The sequence below is a fragment of the Pseudomonas sp. GM17 genome, from assembly GCF_000282175.2.
GTDB lineage: Bacteria > Pseudomonadota > Gammaproteobacteria > Pseudomonadales > Pseudomonadaceae > Aquipseudomonas > Aquipseudomonas chlororaphis.
Map to the genome: position 1 here is coordinate 5,078,709 of NZ_CP124732.1, position 21,998 is coordinate 5,100,706.

19 protein-coding genes are annotated in these 21,998 nt (G+C 64.8%); 11 read left to right on the forward strand and 8 right to left on the reverse strand.

The annotated features are described in order from the left end of the window. Nucleotides 1-91: 91 nt before the first annotated feature. Both PMI20_RS22565 and PMI20_RS22570 read left to right on the forward strand, forming a co-directional pair. Nucleotides 92-496, forward strand: coding sequence for a MerR family transcriptional regulator (locus tag PMI20_RS22565; protein ID WP_007929654.1), 405 nt, complete (start codon nucleotides 92-94; stop codon nucleotides 494-496). Between the two features lie 156 nt (nucleotides 497-652). Continuing rightward, nucleotides 653-1,552: a hydroxymethylglutaryl-CoA lyase gene (locus PMI20_RS22570; RefSeq protein ID WP_007929655.1), complete on the forward strand. Its 900-nt coding sequence runs from the start codon at nucleotides 653-655 to the stop codon at nucleotides 1,550-1,552. A gap of 663 nt (nucleotides 1,553-2,215) precedes the next feature. Here the strand turns inward: PMI20_RS22570 and PMI20_RS22575 are convergent. Continuing rightward, a complete protein-coding gene (locus PMI20_RS22575) occupies nucleotides 2,216-3,910 on the reverse strand; it encodes an AMP-binding protein (RefSeq protein WP_007929656.1) in 1,695 nt (564 codons plus the stop codon). Between the two features lie 253 nt (nucleotides 3,911-4,163). Here PMI20_RS22575 and PMI20_RS22580 point away from each other — a divergent pair, with 253 nt between their 5' ends. The 4 genes from PMI20_RS22580 to PMI20_RS22595 are packed head-to-tail and all read left to right on the forward strand — an operon-like array spanning nucleotide 4,164 to nucleotide 9,725. Then, the gene (locus tag PMI20_RS22580; RefSeq protein ID WP_007929657.1) at nucleotides 4,164-5,327 is read left to right on the forward strand and encodes an isovaleryl-CoA dehydrogenase; all 1,164 of its coding nucleotides are present in this window, start codon (nucleotides 4,164-4,166) and stop codon (nucleotides 5,325-5,327) included. An 11-nt stretch (nucleotides 5,328-5,338) separates the two neighbouring features. Beyond that, the gene (locus PMI20_RS22585; protein ID WP_007929658.1) at nucleotides 5,339-6,946 is read left to right on the forward strand and encodes a carboxyl transferase domain-containing protein; all 1,608 of its coding nucleotides are present in this window, start codon (nucleotides 5,339-5,341) and stop codon (nucleotides 6,944-6,946) included. Nucleotides 6,947-6,963: 17 nt separating this feature from the next. Further along, a complete protein-coding gene (locus PMI20_RS22590) occupies nucleotides 6,964-7,779 on the forward strand; it encodes a gamma-carboxygeranoyl-CoA hydratase (protein WP_007929659.1) in 816 nt (271 codons plus the stop codon). After that, nucleotides 7,779-9,725, forward strand: a complete 1,947-nt coding sequence (locus PMI20_RS22595) for an acetyl/propionyl/methylcrotonyl-CoA carboxylase subunit alpha (RefSeq protein WP_007929661.1) — start codon at nucleotides 7,779-7,781, stop codon at nucleotides 9,723-9,725. Before PMI20_RS22590 ends, PMI20_RS22595 begins: the two co-directional genes overlap by 1 nt. A gap of 56 nt (nucleotides 9,726-9,781) precedes the next feature. Here the strand turns inward: PMI20_RS22595 and PMI20_RS22600 are convergent, their stop codons facing one another. Then, on the reverse strand, nucleotides 9,782-10,447 hold the full coding sequence (locus PMI20_RS22600; protein ID WP_007929663.1) for a LexA family protein: 666 nt from the start codon (nucleotides 10,445-10,447) through the stop codon (nucleotides 9,782-9,784). A 131-nt stretch (nucleotides 10,448-10,578) separates the two neighbouring features. Between PMI20_RS22600 and PMI20_RS22605 the strand changes: the two genes are divergently transcribed. Together PMI20_RS22605 and PMI20_RS22610 are read left to right on the forward strand one after the other, a co-directional pair. Then, the gene (locus PMI20_RS22605; protein WP_007929666.1) at nucleotides 10,579-10,920 is read left to right on the forward strand and encodes a DUF6124 family protein; all 342 of its coding nucleotides are present in this window, start codon (nucleotides 10,579-10,581) and stop codon (nucleotides 10,918-10,920) included. A 507-nt stretch (nucleotides 10,921-11,427) separates the two neighbouring features. After that, complete coding sequence (locus PMI20_RS22610; protein WP_037035520.1) at nucleotides 11,428-12,579, forward strand: M14 family metallopeptidase; 1,152 nt, start codon at nucleotides 11,428-11,430, stop codon at nucleotides 12,577-12,579. Nucleotides 12,580-12,618: 39 nt separating this feature from the next. Here PMI20_RS22610 and PMI20_RS22615 read toward each other — a convergent pair whose 3' ends face one another. Continuing rightward, nucleotides 12,619-13,065 carry a winged helix-turn-helix transcriptional regulator gene (locus PMI20_RS22615; RefSeq protein ID WP_007929670.1) on the reverse strand — a complete coding sequence of 149 codons (447 nt, stop codon included), beginning with the start codon at nucleotides 13,063-13,065 and terminating at the stop codon, nucleotides 12,619-12,621. 97 nt (nucleotides 13,066-13,162) lie between these two features. On the opposite strand from PMI20_RS22615, the gene PMI20_RS22620 reads away from it, so the two are divergent. Further along, the gene (locus tag PMI20_RS22620) at nucleotides 13,163-14,374 is read left to right on the forward strand and encodes an MFS transporter (RefSeq protein WP_007929672.1); all 1,212 of its coding nucleotides are present in this window, start codon (nucleotides 13,163-13,165) and stop codon (nucleotides 14,372-14,374) included. A 43-nt stretch (nucleotides 14,375-14,417) separates the two neighbouring features. Here the strand turns inward: PMI20_RS22620 and PMI20_RS22625 are convergent, their stop codons facing one another. Both PMI20_RS22625 and PMI20_RS22630 read right to left on the reverse strand, forming a co-directional pair. Continuing rightward, a complete protein-coding gene (locus tag PMI20_RS22625) occupies nucleotides 14,418-14,957 on the reverse strand; it encodes a cytochrome b (RefSeq protein WP_007929673.1) in 540 nt (179 codons plus the stop codon). Further along, the gene (locus tag PMI20_RS22630) at nucleotides 14,954-16,039 is read right to left on the reverse strand and encodes a catalase family peroxidase (RefSeq protein ID WP_007929681.1); all 1,086 of its coding nucleotides are present in this window, start codon (nucleotides 16,037-16,039) and stop codon (nucleotides 14,954-14,956) included. The genes PMI20_RS22625 and PMI20_RS22630 overlap by 4 nt, the downstream gene beginning before the upstream one ends. 177 nt (nucleotides 16,040-16,216) lie before the next feature. Between PMI20_RS22630 and PMI20_RS22635 the strand changes: the two genes are divergently transcribed. Continuing rightward, a complete protein-coding gene (locus tag PMI20_RS22635) occupies nucleotides 16,217-16,723 on the forward strand; it encodes an RNA polymerase sigma factor (protein ID WP_007929687.1) in 507 nt (168 codons plus the stop codon). After that, entirely contained in the window at nucleotides 16,720-17,472 is a 753-nt protein-coding gene (locus PMI20_RS22640; protein ID WP_007929689.1) for an anti-sigma factor family protein, read from the forward strand. The genes PMI20_RS22635 and PMI20_RS22640 overlap by 4 nt, the downstream gene beginning before the upstream one ends. Nucleotides 17,473-17,680: 208 nt before the next feature. Here the strand turns inward: PMI20_RS22640 and PMI20_RS22645 are convergent, their stop codons facing one another. The 3 genes from PMI20_RS22645 to PMI20_RS22655 form a co-directional block, all read right to left on the reverse strand. After that, the gene (locus PMI20_RS22645) at nucleotides 17,681-18,670 is read right to left on the reverse strand and encodes a Csu type fimbrial protein (RefSeq protein ID WP_007923592.1); all 990 of its coding nucleotides are present in this window, start codon (nucleotides 18,668-18,670) and stop codon (nucleotides 17,681-17,683) included. 32 nt (nucleotides 18,671-18,702) lie between these two features. Then, nucleotides 18,703-21,060 carry a fimbria/pilus outer membrane usher protein gene (locus tag PMI20_RS22650; RefSeq protein WP_007923591.1) on the reverse strand — a complete coding sequence of 786 codons (2,358 nt, stop codon included), beginning with the start codon at nucleotides 21,058-21,060 and terminating at the stop codon, nucleotides 18,703-18,705. A gap of 127 nt (nucleotides 21,061-21,187) precedes the next feature. Then, nucleotides 21,188-21,979 (reverse strand): fimbrial biogenesis chaperone, encoded by a 792-nt coding sequence (locus PMI20_RS22655; protein ID WP_007923590.1) that lies wholly within the window; start codon nucleotides 21,977-21,979, stop codon nucleotides 21,188-21,190. Nucleotides 21,980-21,998: the final 19 nt, after the last annotated feature.

Genomic DNA, 21,998 nt, shown 5'->3' on the forward strand with positions numbered 1-21,998 from the left:
AGCCTCGCTCCTACGGATAGGGCGGCATCCTGCTTGACGTATACGTCAACCTCGAATTAGCTTAACGCCAAGACCTTTTTCGAGTGCCCCCATGAGCAGCCAGACCTACAGCATTTCCGACCTCGCCCGCGAGCTCGACATCACCACCCGGGCCATCCGTTTTTATGAAGAACAAGGCCTGCTCGCCCCCGAACGCCGTGGCCAGGAACGCATCTACTCGCCACGGGACAAGGTCAGCCTGAAACTGATCCTGCGCGGCAAGCGCATCGGCTTCTCCCTGGCCGAATGCCGCGAGCTGATCGAACTCTACGACCCCAGCAGCGGCAACCTGAAACAGCTGCACAGCATGCTGGCGAAAATCGCCGAGCGCCGTGAGCAGCTGGAGCAACAGTTGCTGGACATCGAACAGATGAAGCTGGAGCTGGACACCGCGGAAGAGCGCTGCACCCAGGCGCTGGAGCAGACCATCCAGAATCAGAAAAGCGCCGTGCAGTAACCACCCCAGGCGGCGATCGCTCGCAAAGCGGCCGCGCCAGCAACACAGACAATCTGCCAGACAGACCGTAGCGCCTGGTTTTGCGTCGACTTCGTCGCCGAGCGCAGCCTGCGGCAGCGGCTACATTAGTGCCCACTTAATATAGGTAAAGCTCTCATGTCCCTCCCCACCCATGTCCGCCTGGTCGAAGTCGGTCCTCGCGACGGTTTGCAGAACGAAGCCCAGCCCATCAGCGTCGCCCACAAGGTGCAACTGGTGGATGCCCTGAGCGCGGCCGGGCTCGGCTATATAGAAGTCGGCAGTTTCGTCTCGCCCAAATGGGTGCCGCAGATGGCCGGATCCGCCGAGGTATTCGCGCAGATCCAGCGCAAGCCGGGGGTGACCTACGGCGCCCTCGCCCCGAACCTGCGCGGTTTCGAAGACGCCCTGGCCGCCGGGGTCAAGGAAGTCGCGGTGTTCGCCGCCGCCTCCGAGGCCTTCTCCCAGCGCAACATCAACTGCTCCATCAGCGAGAGCCTGGAACGCTTCGTGCCGATCATGGAAGCAGCGAAACAGCACGGCGTTACCGTGCGCGGTTACGTGTCCTGTGTGCTGGGCTGCCCTTACGAAGGCGAGGTAGCGCCGGAACAGGTCGCCGTGGTCGCCCGCGAGCTGTACAGCATGGGCTGCTACGAAGTGTCCCTGGGCGACACCATCGGCACCGGTACCGCCGGCGCTACCCGCCGCATGTTCGAGGTGGTGGCCGCCCATGTTCCGCGGGACAAGCTCGCCGGGCACTTCCACGACACTTATGGCCAGGCCCTGGCCAATATCTACGCCAGCCTGCTGGAAGGCATCGCGGTGTTCGACAGCTCCATCGCCGGGCTCGGCGGCTGCCCCTATGCCAAGGGCGCCAGCGGCAACGTCGCCAGCGAGGACGTGCTGTACCTGCTCAACGGGATGGGCATCGAAACCGGTATCGACATGGAGCGCCTGATCCTCGCCGGCCAGCAGATCTGCTCGGTGCTGGGGCGGCCCACCGGCTCGCGCGTCGCCAAGGCCCGTTACCCAGGTTGAGGGGCACGCCTGTTTCAGGGTGTTACCGGCCGCCCTGGCGCACGCTCGAAACGGGTAACACGGAAACAGTTTGTCGATTTTCTAGCGGTACAGATGAAAGACCAATTTTATCAAACCATTGATTTTAAAGGATTTTAAAAAGTTGGCATGGCTTCTGCTATATCTCTGGCATAACAAGAATAAAAAGCAGCAAAGCTAATAAAAATAAGACGAAACGACTCTGACATAACAAAAACAACACGGCAGAGACGCAGCTAACAGATTTTTTTGGAGAGGATGTGTTTTCCAGGGTGTCTTTAACAATAAGAGCCACCCGCAACCGGGCAGAGAACAATAAAACTACCCCAAGGTAGCTCCCGAACTGGTTGGTCGCTCAAGCGAGAAAATAGATCAGCGCTCAAAAAAATACGTTTGCTCTTGATCCCGGATGGGGATCGCCAAAAACAGCGGTAAAGGGTAACGGTTGCCAAAAACAACAACAGACCGCCCCTCAATAATAAAAAAAGAGCACGCAACGACAAAAATTAAAGGGGAGCTTCGGCTCCCCTTTGTGCTTTCCGGCCTTCCTGTTTCCCTCCCCTCTCCTGGCTCGGCTGCGGCCTCCAAAACGGCTCGCGGGCCGCTCCCGCAGGTATTCACGTGCGGGAGCCTGCTGGAACAGGATCAGGAACGCCCGCGCAACTCCTCGATGCTGATCTCGCGCATCCTGAACTTCTGGATCTTGCCGGTCACGGTCATCGGGAATTCCTCGACGAACTTGAAGTACCGCGGCGTCTTGAAGTGAGCAATACGCGCCTTGCACCAGGCCTGCAGTTCCTCCTCGCTGGCGCTATGGCCGGGGTGGAACTTGATCCAGGCGACGATCTCTTCGCCATATTTCGAGCACGGGATGCCGATCACCTGCACGTCGGCCACCGCCGGGTGGGTGAAGAAAAACTCCTCCAGCTCGCGCGGATAAATGTTCTCGCCGCCGCGGATGATCATGTCCTTGTTACGCCCGGCGATGCACACGTAACCCTGCTCGTTCATGGTCGCCAGGTCGCCGGTGTGCATCCAGCCGGCCTGGTCGATGGCTTCGGCCGTGCCCTGGGGGTTGTTCCAGTAGCCCAGCATCACGCTGTAACCGCGGGTGCACAGCTCGCCGATGGTGCCGCGCGGCACGATATTGCCCGCCTCGTCGATGATCTTGCTTTCCAGCTGCGGCTGGGTGCGGCCGACCGTGGTCACGCGCAGCTCAAGGTCGTCCGCCGGGCCGGTCTGCAACGACACCGGGCTGGTTTCGGTCATGCCGTAGGCGATCTGCACTTCGCTCATGTGCATCTCGCTGATCACCCGCCGCATCACCTCGATCGGACAGGTGGCCCCGGCCATGATCCCGGTGCGCAGGCTCGACAGGTCGAACTCGGCCCGCCGTGGCTGGTCGAGCATGGCGATGAACATGGTCGGCACACCGTACAGCCCGGTGGCCTTTTCCTCGGCCACGGCGCCCAGGGTCTGCAGCGGATCGAAGGCATCGTTGGGGTAGATCATGGTCGTGCCGTGGGTCACGCAGCCCAGGTTGCCCATGACCATGCCGAAGCAGTGGTACAGCGGCACCGGGATCACCAGGCGGTCCTCGTGGCCCAGGCCCAGGCTCTCGCCGACCATGTAACCGTTGTTGAGGATGTTGTAGTGGCTGAGGGTCGCGCCCTTGGGGAAACCGGTGGTGCCGGAGGTGTACTGGATATTCACCGCCTGGTCGGGGTCCAGGCTGTCCTGGCGTTCGCGCAGCGCTTCGACGCTGACGCCGGCCCCCAGGTCGGCCAGCTGCGACCAGGGCAGAAAGCCCGACGGCGGCTGGGCATCGAGGCTGATCACGCCGCGCAAATCCGGCAGGCGCTCGCTTTGCAGCTGGCCGATGGACTGCTGCGCCAGTTCGGGCGCCAGGCCCTGGAGCATGGCGTGGTAGTCGGAGGTCTTGAACGCGCCGGCGCACACCAGCCACTGGCAGCCGGACTGCTTGAGCACGTATTCCAGTTCGGAGCTGCGATAGGCCGGATTGATGTTCACCAGGATCGCGCCGATCTTGGCACTGGCGAACTGGCTAATGCACCACTGGGCACAGTTGGGGGCCCAGATGCCCAGCCGGTCGCCGGTCTTGAGCCCCAGGGCCAGCAGCGCCCGGGCATGCAGATCGACGGTTTCGGCCAGTTGCTGCCAGCTGTAGCGCAGCTGCTGATGACGCACCACCAGGGCTTCGCCCCGAGGGTATGACGCCACCGTGCGATCGAACGCCTGACCGATGGTCAGCGCCAGCAAGGCCTTGTCCTGCGTGCCGCGAGTGTAGCTGCGCCCCGGCGCGGATGCGGGTTGATCCATGATGACCCCCTATTGTCTTTATTGTAGGAGCGAGGCTTGCCCGCGATTGGAGTGCCGCGGTGTCGCTATACGACCGCGTTATCCTTCATCGCCAGCAAGCTCGGCTCCTACAGATTCGCGCAAGTTGACGTTTACGTAAAGGGTGATTGACAGCCACCCGTCGCAGGCTTACGTTAACGTAAAGGTGAGAGCCGAATCAGCCGCTCTCCACAGCCCGACTCCCTTACATAAAAACAAGTTTGAAGGTGCCCCCATGAGCTATCCGACCCTGAACTTTGCCCTCGGCGAAACCATCGACATGCTCCGCGACCAGGTGCAGGCCTTCGTCAAGGCCGAGCTGGCGCCACGGGCGGCACAGATCGACATCGACAACCTGTTCCCCGCCGACATGTGGCGCAAGTTCGGCGACATGGGCCTGCTGGGCATCACCGTGCCGGAAGAATACGGCGGCGCCGGCCTGGGCTACCTGGCCCACGTGGTGGCCATGGAAGAAATCAGCCGCGGCTCGGCCTCGGTCGCCCTCTCCTACGGCGCCCACTCCAACCTCTGCGTCAACCAGATCAACCGCAACGGCAACCACCAACAGAAAAGCCACTACCTGCCCAAGCTGATCAGCGGCGAACACATCGGCGCCCTGGCCATGAGCGAACCCAACGCCGGCTCCGACGTGGTCTCGATGAAGCTGCGCGCCGACAAGCGTGGCGATCGCTACGTGCTCAACGGCAGCAAGACCTGGATCACCAACGGCCCCGACGCCAACACCTATGTGATCTACGCCAAGACCGACCTGGAAAAGGGCCCGCACGGCATCACCGCGTTCATCGTCGAGCGCGACTGGAAAGGCTTCAGCCGCAGCAACAAGTTCGACAAGCTGGGCATGCGCGGCTCCAACACCTGCGAGCTGTTCTTCGACGATGTGGAAGTGCCGGAAGAGAACATCCTCGGCGTGCTCAATGGCGGCGTTAAGGTGCTGATGAGCGGCCTGGACTACGAGCGCGTGGTGCTCTCCGGCGGCCCGACCGGGATCATGCAGGCCTGCATGGACCTGGTGGTGCCCTACATCCATGACCGCAAGCAGTTCGGCCAGAGCATCGGCGAGTTCCAGCTGATCCAGGGCAAGGTCGCCGACATGTACACCCAGCTCAACGCCAGCCGCGCCTACCTGTATGCCGTGGCCCAGGCCTGCGAGCGCGGCGAGACCACGCGCAAGGACGCCGCCGGGGTGATCCTCTACAGCGCCGAACGCGCCACCCAGATGGCCCTGGACGCGATCCAGATCCTCGGCGGCAACGGCTACATCAACGAGTTCCCCGCCGGCCGCCTGCTGCGCGACGCCAAGCTGTATGAAATCGGCGCCGGCACCAGCGAAATCCGCCGCATGCTGATCGGTCGCGAACTGTTCAACGAAACCCGCTAACGGAGCTGTCCATGGCTATCCTGCATACCCAGCTCAACCCCCGTTCGGCGGAGTTCGTCGCCAACAGCGAAGCGATGCTCAAACAGGTCGACGCCCTGCACACCCTGCTCGCCCAGGTCCAGCAAGGCGGTGGCGCCAAGGCCCAGGAACGGCACACCTCGCGTGGCAAACTGCTGCCGCGCGAGCGCATCAACCGCCTGCTCGACCCGGGCTCGCCCTTCCTCGAAGTCAGCCAGCTGGCGGCGTATCAGGTGTATGGCGAAGACGTGCCGGCCGCCGGGGTGATTGCCGGCATCGGCCGGGTCGAAGGCGTCGAATGCATGATCGTGGCCAACGACGCCACGGTGAAAGGCGGCTCCTATTACCCGCTGACCGTGAAAAAACACCTGCGCGCCCAGACCATCGCCCAGCAGAACCGCCTGCCCTGCATCTATCTGGTGGATTCGGGCGGCGCCAACCTGCCGCGCCAGGACGAGGTGTTCCCCGACCGCGAGCACTTCGGGCGGATCTTCTTCAACCAGGCCAATATGAGCGCCCAGGGCATCCCGCAGATCGCCGTGGTCATGGGCTCCTGCACCGCCGGTGGCGCCTACGTGCCAGCCATGGCCGACGAAGCGATCATGGTCCGCGAGCAGGCCACCATCTTCCTCGCCGGCCCGCCGCTGGTGAAAGCCGCCACCGGTGAAGTGGTCAGCGCCGAAGACCTCGGCGGCGCCGATGTGCACTGCAAGATCTCCGGTGTCGCCGACCACTACGCCGACAGCGACGAACACGCCCTGGCCCTGGCCCGGCGCAGCATCGCCAACCTCAACTGGCGCAAACAGGGCGAGTTGCAGCAACGCGCGCCGATCGCCCCGCTGTATGCCAGCGACGAGCTGTACGGAGTGATCCCGGCGGACGCCAAACAACCTTTCGATGTGCGCGAAGTCATCGCGCGGCTGGTGGACGCTTCGGTCTTCGATGAGTTCAAGGCGCTGTTCGGCACCACCCTGGTGTGCGGCTTCGCCCACCTGCACGGTTACCCGATCGCCATCCTCGCCAACAACGGCATCCTCTTCGCCGAGGCCGCGCAGAAAGGCGCGCACTTCATCGAACTGGCCTGCCAGCGCGGCATCCCGCTGCTGTTCCTGCAGAACATCACCGGCTTCATGGTCGGGCAGAAATACGAAGCCGGCGGCATCGCCAAGCACGGCGCCAAGCTGGTGACCGCGGTGGCCTGCGCCAAGGTGCCGAAGTTCACGGTGATCATCGGCGGCAGCTTCGGCGCCGGTAACTACGGCATGTGCGGCCGCGCCTACGACCCACGTTTCCTGTGGATGTGGCCCAACGCGAGGATCGGCGTGATGGGCGCCGAACAAGCCGCCGGGGTGCTGGTGCAGGTCAAGCGCGAACAGGCCGAACGCAGCGGACAGACGTTCAGCGCCGCCCAGGAAGCCGAGATCAAGCAGCCGATCCTCGACCAGTACGAACACCAGGGCCATCCGTATTACTCCAGCGCCCGGCTGTGGGACGACGGCGTCATCGACCCGGCGCAGACTCGCGACGTCCTGGCGCTGGCCTTGTCCGCGTCCCTCAACGCCCCTATCGAACAGAGCCGCTTCGGCGTGTTCCGCATGTGACCCGGAGCGAAACCGACATGAACGACTTCAACACCCTGGAACTGCTGAAGGACCCGCGTGGTTTTGCCACCCTGTGGCTCAGCCGTGAGGAAAAGAACAACGCCTTCAACGCCGAAATGATCCGCGAGCTGATCCTCGCCCTGGATCAGGTGCAAAGCGATCCGGCCCTGCGCTTTTTGCTGGTGCGCGGCCGCGGCAAGCACTTCAGCGCCGGCGCCGACCTGGCCTGGATGCAGCAGTCGGCCGAACTCGACTACCACACCAACCTCGACGACGCCCGCGAGCTGGCCGAGCTGATGTACAACCTGGCCAAGCTGAAGATCCCGACCCTGGCCGTGGTACAAGGCGCGGCCTTTGGCGGGGCCCTGGGCCTGATCAGTTGCTGCGACATGGCCATCGGTGCCGACGACGCGCAGTTCTGCCTGTCGGAAGTACGCATCGGCCTGGCCCCGGCGGTGATCAGCCCGTTCGTGGTGCAAGCCATCGGCGAACGCGCGGCGCGCCGCTATGCCCTGACCGCCGAGCGCTTCAGCGGTCAGCGGGCCCGGGAAATCGGCCTGCTGGCGGAAAGCTACCCGGCGACCGAGCTGGAACAGCAAGTGGCGTCGTGGATCGACAACCTGCTGCTCAACAGCCCGTGCGCCATGCGCGCCAGCAAGGACCTGCTGCGCGAAGTCGGCAACGGCGCCCTGACCCCGGCCCTGCGCCGCTACTGCGAAAACGCCATTGCCCGCATCCGCGTCAGCCCCGAAGGCCAGGAAGGCCTGCGCGCCTTTCTGCAAAAGCGCTCGCCCAGCTGGCAGCCCGACCAGATCACCAAGGAGTCGCGTTAATGAGCGCCCCTGTCCTGACCACTCTGCTGGTGGCCAACCGCGGCGAGATCGCCTGCCGCGTGATGCGCACCGCCAAGGCCCTGGGCCTGACCACCGTGGCCGTGCACAGCGCCACCGACCGTGACGCCCGCCACAGCCGCGAAGCCGACCTGCGCATCGACCTGGGCGGCAGCAAGGCCGCCGACAGCTACCTGCAGATCGACAAACTGATCGCCGCCGCCAAGGCCAGCGGCGCCCAGGCGATTCACCCGGGCTACGGTTTTCTGTCGGAGAACGCCGGCTTCGCCCGCGCCATCGAAGCCGCTGGCCTGATCTTCCTCGGCCCGCCGGCGTCGGCCATCGACGCCATGGGCAGCAAATCGGCGGCCAAGGCACTGATGGAAACCGCTGGCGTGCCCCTGGTCCCCGGTTACCACGGCGAAGCCCAGGACCTGGAAACCTTCCGCGTCGCCGCCGAACGCATCGGCTACCCGGTGCTGCTCAAGGCCACCGCCGGCGGTGGCGGCAAGGGCATGAAAGTGGTGGAGGACGTCAGCCAGCTGGCCGAAGCCCTGGCCTCGGCCCAGCGTGAGGCGCAGTCGTCCTTCGGCGATTCGCGGATGCTGGTGGAAAAGTACGTGCTCAAGCCGCGTCACGTGGAGATCCAGGTGTTCGCCGACCAGCACGGCAACTGCCTGTACCTCAACGAGCGCGACTGCTCGATCCAGCGGCGCCACCAGAAAGTCGTCGAAGAAGCCCCGGCCCCCGGCCTGAGTGTCGAGCAGCGCAAGGCCATGGGCGAAGCCGCGGTGCGCGCGGCGCAGGCCATCGGTTACGTCGGCGCCGGCACCGTGGAGTTCCTGCTGGATTCGCGCGGCGAATTCTTCTTCATGGAAATGAACACCCGCCTGCAAGTGGAGCACCCGGTCACCGAAGCCATCACCGGGCTGGACCTGGTGGCCTGGCAAATCCGTGTGGCCCAGGGCGAAGCGCTGCCGATCACCCAGGACCAGGTGCCGCTGATCGGGCACGCGATCGAAGTGCGGCTGTACGCCGAGGACCCGGGCAATGACTTCCTCCCGGCCACCGGGCGCCTGGCGCTGTACCGCGAATCGGCGGCGGGTCCTGGACGTCGGGTGGACAGCGGTGTCGAGCAAGGCGACAGCGTGTCGCCGTTCTACGACCCGATGCTCGGCAAGCTGATCGCCTGGGGCGAAAACCGCGAGCAGGCGCGTTTGCGCCTGCTGGGCATGCTCGACGAGTTCGCCATTGGCGGGCTGAAGACCAACCTGGCGTTCCTGCGGCGCATCATCGCCCATCCGGCCTTCGCCGCCGCCGAGCTGGATACCGGCTTTATCCCGCGCTATCAGGACCAGTTGCTGCCACCGGCCAGCGCCTTGAGCGACGAGTTCTGGCAAGCCGCCGCCCAGGCGTTCGCCCAGAGCCAGCCGGACCAGACGCGCACCGACGACCGTCACTCGCCCTGGGCCAAGGCCAGCGGCCTGCGCATCGGCCTGCCGCGGGAAACAGTGCTGCACCTCGACTGCGAGGGCCAGGACCGGGCGATCAAGCTGGCCCCCCACAACGCGGCCATGGCCTTGCATGGCGAGCAGCTGTCGATCGAACACAAGGGGCTGCGCCAGCAGCACCGGGCGATTCGCCAGGGCGACAGCCTGTACCTGCAGTGGCAGGGCGAGATGCACCGGGTCACGGCCTATGACCCGATTGCCGCGGTGGAGGCCAGCCACAGCCATCATGGCGGCCTGACCGCGCCCATGAACGGCAGCATCGTGCGGGTCCTGGTGCAGGCCGGGCAGAGTGTCGAAGCCGGCGCGCAACTGGTGGTCCTGGAAGCGATGAAGATGGAACACAGCATCCGCGCACCGCAAGCCGGGGTGGTCAAGGCGCTGTATTGCCAGGAAGGCGAGATGGTCAGTGAGGGAAGTGCCCTGGTGGAGCTGGAATAAGCTCCTGAGGCAGAAGATCGTTCCCGCAGCCTTGCGGGAACGATCGTATTTTTACGTCAGAATTTAGCGGTAGCCTGCACCACGACACCAATAATCCGACAGTCATCGCTGTAAAGCGCCTTCGGGTAAGTCGGATTCAGCGGCACCAGATAACGTTGCCCACCCTCCTCCACCAGCTTGCGGAAAATCGCTTCGGTGCTGCCCGGGCACTGCACGATCACCAGCTTGCCGGGAACCGCCTCCACCGCCGGATCCACCAGGATCAACATGTCCTGGGCGATGCTCAGGCCACTGGGGGCAATCATCGCGTCGCCCACCACGACCAGCCAGAAAGCCGAGCCTTCGGCCTGGTAGTCAGAGAGCTCGTAACGCTCGCTGGCGTAGCCCACGCCACCGGCCTCGCGCACCTCGCCAACGCCCCGCCAGTCGCTGACCGGATAGCGGAAGTACGGGTTGTACTTCTGCACCAACGACGGCCCTTCCAGCAGCAATTGGCCCTCGTCATCCACCTGTGGTTTTTCGCGGATCACCAGCGCGACTTCGAGAAAACCCAGGCCGATTTCTTCCAGCACCCGGTTCATGTCTTCGATCTTCGGCTGGCGCCGTTTGCTCAGCCAGTGGCCGATGCCGCCCTGGGACATGCCCAGGCGTTCCGCGAGCTTTTCTTGTGTGACCTTGCGGTCCTTCATGTTGGATTTAACCAACTCGATCCATTTGTCCATGGAGCGGAACAATACGTTGTGTATTTCGGCCCTCAACACACAAGTTGTAGTATTTGAAACATAATCACAAATACATTAAGTATTACCATTCCTCAGACCCTCTTATTCCACGTCAAAGGATGGAACCGCTCATGAGCACAACCAGCAAAGATGCACCGGAACTGGAAACCGATGTCGGCTTCAACGCCCTCAAGGACAGCGAGGCCGCTCGCCGGGCCATGGACTACTACTTGAAACCGGCTATTGCAGAATCGTCGATCGACGAGAAGTTCTTCGAGGTCAAACACAGCATCAGCAGCGAGGAAGCGATGATCCACGCTTCCGACCTGCTGCGTTGCGCCGCGGCCAGTGCCTACGAGGCCGCCGACCACCTGCGGGGTACCCGCCGCGACCTGGCGTTTTCCGTGGTGCACATGATCGACATGGCCAAGGCGCTGGTGGATCGCTCGCTGGATAGCCATCGCCCGGAATGAGCGCCACGGCAGAATTCGCCCACGGGCGATCCGGCCGATGAACAGGGCTGGCAACAGGGGCAGGAAATTATTTTCTAAAAGGCGGGGAAAAACATTTGACTTGCAAATGATAATGATTATTATTGCAAGCAGCTGGTCGCGAGATCAGTCGATAACCCAAGAGACCTTAGGTCGGACTCCTGGATTATCTCCTCATCAGGCTAATCACGGTTTTTGACCCGGCTTTTTGCCGGGTCTTTTTTTTCTGCCAGTTTTTCTGGCTTGGCTTCAGGCTAATGAAGACTGGGTACCGCTAAATTGGCGGCGATGATAGCAAAAGAATGCCTCATTGCAAGCCGACGCCCGCCGCAACGGCTCGCAAATGCAAAAACAGCGCTTGAGAATCAATCGCATAGCTTCTAAGCTGCTTTCGCGTCAAGGACGACGCCCCCCTCTCCCGCCGAAATTGCCCCCTGTAACTCCCCCGCCTTGCTAAAGTAACGGCCATAAAAATCCTGCTCAGGAATCATGACCGTGGCCCAAAGCTCGTTTCAAATCTCTGCCAATTTCGACAGCGGCAATATCGAAGTACTGGATGCCAGCAACCCCTCGCAAGTCCTGCTGGCCATCAAGCCCGACACCCGCAGCGCGCATTTCCAGTGGTTCCACTTCAAGGCCAGCGGCCTGCATGTCGGCCAGGAACACTGGTTCCGCCTGAGCAATGCCAGCAAATCCTCGTACAACAAGGCCTGGAGCGGCTACCAGGCGGTGGCCTCCTACGATCACGTCAACTGGTTCCGCGTGCCAACGATTTTTGAAGGCGACACCCTGCGCTTCTGCCTGGAAGCCACCCAGACCCACGCCTGGTTCGCCTACTTCGAACCCTACAGCCGCGGTCGGCACGACTGGCTGATCGATCAGGCACTGACCAAGGCCGGCGCCGAACTGCTGGCCACCGGCAAAAGTGTCGAGGGCCGTGACATCCAGCTGCTGCGCAAAGGCAACGGCGGCGAAGGCCGGCGCAAGGTCTGGATCATCGCCCAGCAGCACCCTGGCGAGCACATGGCCGAATGGTTCATGGAGGGCGTGATCGAGCGCCTGCAGCACCGTGACGATGCCGAGCTGAACAGGCTGCTGGCCAGCGCCGACCTGTACCTGGTGCCGAACATGAACCCCGACGGCGCTTTCCACGGCCATTTGCGCACCAACGCCATGGGCCAGGACCTGAACCGCGCCTGGCAGAGCGCCAGCCAGGAGCTCAGCCCGGAAGTGCTGTTCGTCCAGCAGCAGATGGAGCAGTACGGCGTCGACCTGTTCCTCGACGTGCACGGCGACGAAGAAATCCCTCACGTGTTCACCGCCGGCTGCGAAGGCAACCCGGGCTACACGCCGCGCCTGGCCAAGCTCGAGGAGCATTTCCGCAGCCACCTGAAACACAAGACCCGGGACTTCCAGACCACCCACGGCTACACCAGGGACAAACCCGGCGAAGCCAACATGACCCTGGCCTGCAACAGCGTCGGCGAGAAGTTCGACTGCCTGTCGCTGACCCTGGAAATGCCGTTCAAGGACCACGACGACAACCCCAACCCGCTCACCGGCTGGTCGGGCAAACGCTCGATGCAGCTGGGCAAGGACGTCCTCAGCACCGTGGCCGACATGGTCGGCATCCTGCGCTGATCCTGCTGCACTGGCCGCGGCTCGAACCGCGGCCAGCGTCTATTGCACCGGCACCCGCCGGCAATCCTCGGGCCCGAGCAGGCGCCCGTCCGCCGAGCGCAATTCCAGCGGTCGCAGCGGCTGCCCCTGCTCGCGGTCGACCATCAGCGAATGCGCCTCCCCCGGCTCATAGAAATACACCTCGCCCCACTGTCGCAAACCGATGATCAGGTTGAACAGGCCGTTGCCCTTCTGCGTCAGCACGTACTCCTGATAGGCACTGCCATCCGACGCCGGTAGCACCTCGAAGATGCCATGGGCCACCAGAGTGCGCAGGCGGGCGGCGAGGATGTTCTTGGCCATCCCCAGGTTGCGCTGGAACTCGCTGAAGCGACGGATGCCATCGAAGGCATCGCGAATGATCAGCAGCGACCACCAGTCGCCGATAGCGTCCAGCGAACGGGCCACCGGGCATTCGGCGCCCTCCAGGCTTGTGCGTTTGACCATGATGCAGACTCGCGACAGGAAAGTGGTTGCAATATAAAACCAGCCTCTCTACCGTACAACTGGTTTCATAACGCAACCATAACTCATGGAGCTGAGCATGACCGCCGCCATCGCCCCTCTGCCATCCGCCACCATTCCGGCGTCGGTGGTGTTGCTCTTTGCCATTGCCTGCGGGCTGGCGGTGGGCAATGTCTATTACGCCCAACCCCTGCTCGATGCCATGGCCCACAGCCTGGGCATGCCGCCGGCGACCATCGGCCTGGTCATTACCCTGACCCAGGTCGGCTACGGCCTCGGCCTGCTGTTCCTGGTGCCGCTGGGCGACCTGCTGAACCGGCGGCGGCTGATCGTCGGCCAGACGAGCTTGTCGGTCGCTGCGCTATTGATGGTGGCGCTGGCTGCGGACAGCACCTGGCTGTTGCTGGGCATGGCCCTGACCGGGCTGCTCGCGGTGGTGACCCAGGTGCTGGTGGCCTATGCCGCCAACCTGGCCGCGCCGGGCGAACGTGGCCGGGTGGTGGGCAGCGTGACCAGCGGCATCGTGCTCGGGATCCTGCTGGCGCGCACGGTATCGGGCACCATGGCCGACCTGGCCGGCTGGCGTTCGGTGTACCTGCTGTCGGCCGGGCTGACCCTGATCATGGCGCTGCTGTTGTGGCGGGTACTGCCCAAGGTCGAGCAACCGGCGGCGCTGCACAGCTACGGCCAGCTGATCCGCTCGCTGTTCGGCCTGTTTCGCGAAGAAAAGATCCTGCGCGATCGGGCGGTGCTGGCGATGCTGATCTTCGGCGCTGGCACCGTGTTGTGGACCCCGCTGGTGCTGCCCCTGAGCGCCCCGCCGCTGTCGTTGTCCCATACCGAGATCGGCCTGTTCGGCCTCGCCGGGGCGGCCGGGGCCCTGGGCGCCTCGCGCGCCGGACGCCTGGCCGACCGTGGCCTGGGACAGTGGACCAGCGGCCTGGCGCTGAGCCTGATGTTGGCCTCCTGGTTGCCGATCGCCTACACCCAGTCGTCGCTCTGGGCCCTGTTGCTGGGGGTGATCGTTTTCGACCTGGGCTTGCAGGCGGTGCATGTCACCAGCCAGAGCCTGATCTACAGCACCCGCCCCGAGGCCCAGAGCCGCCTGGCCGCGGGCTACATGCTGTTCTATTCGATCGGCAGCGCCAGCGGCTCGATCGGCGCCACCGCCATGTACGCCTGGGCGGGCTGGACCGGGGTGTGCCTGCTGGGCGCCGCGATCAATGGCGTGGCGCTGCTGTACTGGCTGTGGAGCCTGAACCCGCGCAAAGCCCTGGTGTGTGCCGGTTGAGACGGGGCCCGTGCGGTCCTTCTCGACCGCACCGCCCCCACCCTCACTCCTTGCCGCGCAGCATGCTCTCCAACACCCCGTCGCGGCGCACCCAGCCATGGAACAGCGCCGCCGCCAGATGCAGCAGCACCGTCAAAAACAGCAGGTAGGCGAGAACGCCGTGAGCCTTGCGCAGCAAGGCGAACAGCTGGGCATTGGCCGGCAGGATCGCCGGCAACCGCAGCGAACTGCCAAGCATCACCGGGTCGCCCGCCGCCGAAATCATCGCCCAGCCCAGCAGCGGCAGGACCAGCATCAGCGCGTACAGCAGCACATGGGAGGCCTTGGCCGCCACCGCCTGCCAGCCCGGCAGGTCCGCCGGCAACGGCGGTTGCCGGGTGGAAAAGCGCACGACCAGACGCACGATCACCAGCAACAGAATGGCAATGCCCAGCGGCTTGTGCAGGTGGATCAGCCATTGGTGACGCTCGGAGACCGAGGCCACCATGCCGGCGCCGATAAACAGCATGGCAATGATCATCAGCGCCATCAGCCAGTGCAGCAGGCGCGCCAGTGGCGCGAAGTGGTTCGGTTGGGCGCTCATGGGCGGGACTCCTGGGCAGCGCGGGGCAATTGGCCGACTTCACTGGTGCGGCGCAGATAAGAACTGGCATAGGCCGCCGAACGGGCCGCCAGCAGCGGGTCGTCGGAGGCGGCGATGCCGCTCGGCAGCACCAGCGGGTCGTAGTTGATGTCGCGGCATTCGCCATCGTTCTGCGGTTGGCTGCGCTCCAGCACCAGGGTTCCGGCGTTCAGCACCTTGCGCTCGCTGGGCCAGGCCTTGCTGGCGTCGTCGGTCGGGTCGCCCGGGTTGGCCAGGGTGATGTTCAAGCGCCAGCGCAACGGTCCCGCGGCCAGGCGCTGCACCAGGTCTTTTTCCAGGAAGTCGTTACCCTCTGGCGCTATCGCGCCGGGTGCGTCCTGGGTCAGCGGCACCACGCCCCAGCGCACGGCCTGGCGTTGCCCGCTGGCGCTCACCAGGTAAAACGCGTTGATGCCGTTGTAGGTCTCGGTGGCATAGCTGGCCGAGGGCTTGGCGCCCTTGATCCATTGCAGGAACGGCATGGCTTCGGGGTGGGCGGCGAAAAACGCCGGCACGCTGGCCGGGTTCGGCTTGCCGGTCGCCGGGTCGGGCGAGCTGGCCTGCTGCAACTGGTAAAACGCTTCGGGGGTGCCCACCGGGAACACCGGCATGCTGTTCATCCCGGTACGCCACTGCTGGCCGTTGGCCTGGGTGAAACGCAAGGCCAGGCTGCGGATCGGCACGCTGCCGTCAAGCGCATAGGGGTTGCCGGCCGGCAAGGCGAAACGCCCGACCACCGGGGTCCGCGCTTCGTTGAACACCTGGGCGCTGGAATAACTGCGGGCCTCGCCGCTGCTCTCGAAATAACCGGCCACGCACACGCCCTTGGCGTGGTTGCGACGAAAGCCCGGATGCACGCCGTTGTTTTTCTCCAGCACATCCACCAGGGCCTTGGGGGTCAGGCGCTGCGGATCGAAAGTGCCGTTTACATAAGCCATGGCGCCGGCCAGGGCCGCGACCACCAGGGCGATCCCGGCCAGACGCAGGCTCAGGCTGGCCGCGCTCAAGGGCGGACGATCAGGGGGTGATGGGCGATCTACCATGAATATCTCCAGGGCCGCAGGCCACAGGTGGAAAGGACAGGTCAGACGAGCCCCGGCGGCGGTTATTCCCTGGCCCGCTATTTATTTTTCCGGCACGGGAATAACCTGCGTTGCCGGGCGTCTGGCGCAAGTGTGCTGTTGCAAGCGTAGCGACTGGCCAACGACCCGCAGGAACCCATGAACGATATCGACGAACAGCTGCGTGAAATCATCCCCCGGCTACGGCGCTTCGCCCTGTCCCTGAGCCGTCAGCCCAGCAGCGCCGACGACCTGGTGCAGGCGAGCCTGGAACGGGCGCTGTCGAGCTGGAGCGAAAAACGCCCCGAGGGCGATCTGCGGGCCTGGCTGTTCGCCATCCTCTACCGGCAGTTTCTCGACGCGCACCGCCGCTCACGGCGTTATGCACGCATGCTGGAATTCTTCACCGGGCGTGACGACGCCCAGCCTTCGGTGGAACGCAGCGTGGTCGCGCAATCGACCCTGGAAGCCTTCGACCGCCTGCCCGCCGAACAGCGCGCGCTACTGCTCTGGGTCTCGGTGGAAGGCCTGAGCTACAAGGAAGTCGCCACCATCCTCGAGGTGCCCACCGGCACTGTGATGTCTCGCCTGTCCCGGGCGCGCCAGGCCCTGCGCCAGCTCAGCGACGGCGAAATCAGCAGCCCTTCTTTGCGGATACTCAAATGATCAGCCTGCCCCCCAGCGAACGCGACCTGCACGCCTACGTCGATCATCGGCTCAACGAGAGCGACCGGCGCCTGCTGGAAATCTACCTGAGCAGCCACCCGCAGCTCGCCGCCCAGGTCCAGGCCTGGCAGCAGGACGCCCAGCAGTTGCGCGCGGCCCTCGGCGGCGCCCTGCAACAACCGGACAACCCCGGCCTCGACCCGGCGCTGATTCGCCAACGCCTCAAGCGCCAGTCGCGCCGCCACCTGGCCAATGCCGCGCTGCTGTTGATCGCCCTCGGCATCGGCGGCCTGAGTGGCTGGCAGGCGCGGGAAATGACCCTGGCCAGCGCCCCGCTGCCGATGACCGACGCCCTGCAGGCCTACCGCCTGTTTGCCCAGCAAGGCGTCCTCCCGGCCGACCTCAAGGTCCAGGGCAATGGCGCCATGCAGGCCTGGCTCGACCGTTACTTCACCCAGGCCGAGCGCCTGCCGGACCTGCGCGAATCCGGGTTCCAGGCGGTCAGCGGGCGGCTGCTGAGCACCGATCAAGGGCCGGCGGCTATGGTGCTGTACGAGGACCAGGGCGGGCACAGGATCAGTTTCTATATCCGTCCGCCGGGACCGAAAAACTACCTGCTGCCCCGGGGCAGCCGCAGCGATGGCGAACTGCAGGCCGACTACTGGTCCGACAGCGGCTACAACTACGCCATGGTCAGCCCCAGTGGTTCGGCGGTGGCGCAGCGGCTGCAGGACACCCAGAAATTTTGAGCCACAGTGCCCGCACCCCGTGGGCCAGCCTTGAAACCGCCAAAGGTCCTTCGGACCTATCGCAGCCTTCGGCAGCGGCTACACCTCTCCCGAACGCCGTTACCCCTCCTGTAGCCGCTGCCGTAGGCTGCGATCGGCAGCGAAGCAGCCGCAGGATCTGCGCCACGCCACAAACACTTGCGACTAGCGCAATAGGGTCCCTCCTCCCTTAAAACCCCACATCCAGCACCACATTGTCGATATAGGTCCCCGCCGGCGGCGTGGCCTGGTCGGTGTAGATCCGGGCGTTGTAGTTGAACACCTGGCTGCCAGTGCCCAGGCCGTTGCCCGGGTTCACCTCGGCATCGGAACTGGCCCGCCGCGCCGCGCCCACGCTGCCCCAGCGGGTGGTGCCGGCACTCTTGAAGATGTCGTAGGCCAGGTAATTGCTCCCCGAGATCATCCGCCGCCGCCCGCCGACGCTGACGGCATGCTGGCCATCGTCCAGGCCCACGGTGTAGGCACTGCCCTTGGTACAGGCGAGGTTGATGGTCTGCCCACTGACGGTGGCGAAGGCGCTGATCACCGGCGCACTGCCGAAACTGATATTGGGCGCGGTGATCACGCAGTCGTTGGCCACCGTCAGGTTGACCGTCAGGCTGGCGACGCCGCTGCCGATATCGCGCCCCAGGCATGCGCCCAGCACACCGATCCCCGCGCAGTAGTTCCAGCTCCAGGCAATGCTCAGGGTCTCGGTATAAATGCCGGCGGCGACGTTGCTGCCGGTGATGCTACCCAGGTAGACCGGAATGGCCTTGGCCACGGTCGGGCTGCCCAGCAGCCCCAGGGCATCGACGATGGAGTTGCGCGCGAAGTCGAACTGCACGCCGCGGTTGATGGGGTAGTTGGTGCTGTTGTCGCCGTAGATCGTATAGCCGATGACATCGCCGGTGGGGCCCAGCAGCCCGCTCTGCGAGGAGGTGATGGTGGCGTAGAAATGGTCGTTGCTGGCCATCAGGGTCGCCAACGAGCCGGTACAGGCCAGGCCGGCGTTGGTGCTGGAAGCGGACTGCGAGGTGGTGCGCACCAGGATCGAGCTGAGGGTGCCGAAACTCGCCGGCGAGGTACTGACCACCGAACACAGGGCCTGGGCCGCCCCCGGCGACAGCAGCGCCATCAGCAACAGCCCCTGGCCCCAATAGCGACACAACCTGTCCATGTTCACCGCCTCCCGATTCCGTTCATGAATCCTCACTGACACACCAAAGGCCCGATCAACGGCACCTGTTCCTGCTCCGGCTCCAGGGTAAAGCTCACCTGGCAACTGCTGCCGTCGGCCAGGCTGACCCGCAGGCTGTTGTTCGGCGCCAGGTTTTCCAGGTACACCAGGCCATCCCAGCCCACCACCGCCTGGGCGCCGCTCTGCTCGTGGGTCACCAGGCTGCCCAGGGGCAGCTCCTGGTGCCGGGCGTCCACCAGGACCACGCTGGCGGCGACGATGCGGGTCAAGGGGAACGCCACCAGGTAGCCACTGCCGCGACGCACCGCGACCCGCTGTTCGACCAGCGGGCTCTGCACGTTGGCCGGCAGGTTCAGCGGGTCGATCTCGTATTTGCCGCGGTAATAGGCGCTGCTCCAGGGCACCAACAGATGACCGTTCTTATCGGTGCGTCCTACCAGCTGGTTTTCATAGCGCACCGGAATATCCCGGTAGCCGTCGGTGCTGACCACCACGAAAGCGTCGTCGATGCGGTTGGCGGCGAACACCTGATGGTCCATCCACACCAGCGAACCACTGGCATCGGCCCAGCGCGTTTCGGCCTCGCTGGAACCATAGACCCCGGCCTGCAACTGCACCGACTGCAAACGCCAAGTCAGGTCGGCCTGGCGGTAGGCCGGCGCATCGCCTTGGGCATAACCGAGATTGAAGCCGACGCCACCTTCGCTGGGCACCGCCCGGCTGTAGTTGACCCGCTGTCGGTCCTGCCCGTCCTTGCTGCGCTCGCTGCTCAGGCTCAGGCTGCCGTGAAGGTCGAACGGAATCACCAGCTGGGCCTGGACCGCCCAGTTGCTGTCGCCGATCTCGCGGTTGGCCGACAGGTAGAAACTGCTGCTGCGCCACAGCGGCTTGCTCCAGGTCAGGTTGAGCAGGCGGGTGCGCGAATCGTCCGTGGCGCGCACATCGAAATAGCCAACACCGAGGCTGCCGTAGCGCTCGAGGTTGAGGCTCAGGGTCAGTTGCTCACTGCGCTGGCTGAGGCTGGCGTAGGGGCTGTCCACCACCGTCAGGTCGGCGTAGCCGTCGCGGCGCTGCATGCGCTGGTAGGACAGGCTGTAGCGCTGGCTGCTGTACTGATAACCGAGACTGACCTGCTGCCCACCCTGGCCGTCGAAGCGGCTCTGGCTGATGGCGCTGTTGAGCACGCCGAAGTTGCCCAGGCGCAGGTTGCCGCCGAAGCCGCCAAGGGTCAGGGACTGCGCCGCCTCGGCGTGGCCTTCCAGGGTCAGGTTGTCGCTCAGGCCGTAGCGCAGGCTGCCGGAAGTGACGCCGGGGCCGTAGCTGAAATCCCGCAGCGTGTAGTCGCGGCGCAGGGTCCCGGCGGCCACCGAGAAATCGCTCAGGCCTTTTTGCAGCAGGCTGCTGGTGACATAGAACGGCACGGTGGTGGACACCTGTCGCCCCAGAGCATCGGTGGTCACCACCACGGCTTCGCCGGCACCGTTGATGAACGGGATATTGGTCAGGGTGTAGGGCCCCGGCTGCAGGTCGGCGCTGCTGGACTTGTAGCCGTTGATAAACAGGTCCACCGAGGACGGCACCGCCGCCTCCCCAGCGAACTGCGGCAAGGGGTAGGTCACCAGGTCCGGGCGCACGGCAAAATCGCGCGACAGTTGCACACCGCCCAGGCGCACCGAGTTGCTCCAGGGCAAGGCGCCACTGACCAGGTCGCCGGCCTCGTAGGTCAGCAAACGCTCGTCGTCGGAGTAACGCCAGGTGGTGTCATAGCGCCGGTAGCCGTTGTTCAGCGTGCCCTCGCCCAGGCCGGAAAAGGTCCGCCGGTACTGGCCGGTGTTGGACAGGGTGCCCCAGCCGTCGAACAGCCGCACCTCGTTCCAGGCCGCCAGGTAGGTGCCGGCATCGTCGGTGTCGTTGAGGTACAGATCGTAATTGAGCAAGGCGCCGAAACTGCTCAGCGCCGGGGTTCGTGGATAGGCCTGGCGGCTGCCGATCAATTGCTCCGGCAGCCAGTCCGGCGGCACCTCCAGCAACAGCCGCTGGCCCTGGCTGTCGTAGTCGCTGTGCAGCCCTTGCAGGCTGTCGAGGGCGACCTGGGCGTCGAGCCCGTCGGGCAATTTCATCCCGCTTTCCCGCAGAGCCTGAGCCGGCACGAACAGGCGTCCGGCACGTTGCTCGACGGCGATCACTCGCCCGGTATTCATCTGATTGACCACCAGTTCCAGAAACAGCTGGGCATCGCTGATCGCTTCCATGCCGCTGGGCGGCGGCGGCAGTTCGCCACCCAGGCTGCCGGAGGCGAACACCCAGCAACACAGCCCGCTCACCGCCCACCCCGGGCGCCAGAAACGACGAGCCGCGCCGAGGTTCATTGAAGCGTTACGCCCATCGATGGACACCTTTCTTCCATGGCTTGCAGTGACTGCCGCTACCGGTCAGCCTGAATCGCCGATCGCCGGACAGCCCCGCAACCTTGTCTGCCCGCAGCGGTAGATGGCCTCAGCGGGCCGGCGCAACGTTCTGCACCTGCGGCGCGCCATTGACCCGCACCTGCAACGCCGCGTCCGCGGTTGGCGCGGCGGGCACCGGCCAACGCATGATCGCCCCCGGCAGCACGTAGCCCAGCAGCCCTTCCACCAGCGGCCGGGTCTGCCCCGCCTGCTTGAGCGCCACGTCGGTCAGGCGCGCATGCACCGCGCCCTGGTTGCGTACCTCGACGTAATTGCGGCCATCCACCGCCACCTTGCGCCAGCTCAGCTGGGGCACGCCGGCGCTTTTCGGATCACGCTGGCGAGTGCTGTCTTCCTTGCTCCAGAGCCCGGCACCGTAGGCGAACAGCGGCACCGAATAACGCATCTGGAAACGGATGGCCGCCGCCGTCTTGCCCTCGCCTTCGGCAATCGGCGGCTGCGCCAAGGGGATTTCATCGATGATGATCCGGTAGGCCAGCTCCTGGCCGGGCGGGACTTCGCGGGTCCGGGTCAGGCGGACCAGTTGCCTCTGCCCGGGCGCGATCTTCGCCACCGGCGGGCTGCCGATCACCTCCCGCTGGTTCTGGTACTGGTCCTCGAAGCCGCTCTGGCTCCAGGCAAAGACCCGGATCTGCAGGTTCGCGGTTTCCGTGCCGCGGTTTTCCAGCCACAGCGCGCTGGCCTGCTGGTCGGCCTCCAGCACCGGGTCGATCGGCCAGATCAGCACCGAGCTGGCGGCCCTGGCCTGAACCGCCCCCAGCAACGCCATGGCCAGCACGGCACAACCAACGACCTGCAACCGCCGGGAAGTCGAATACATACCGCTACTCCTTATGGTC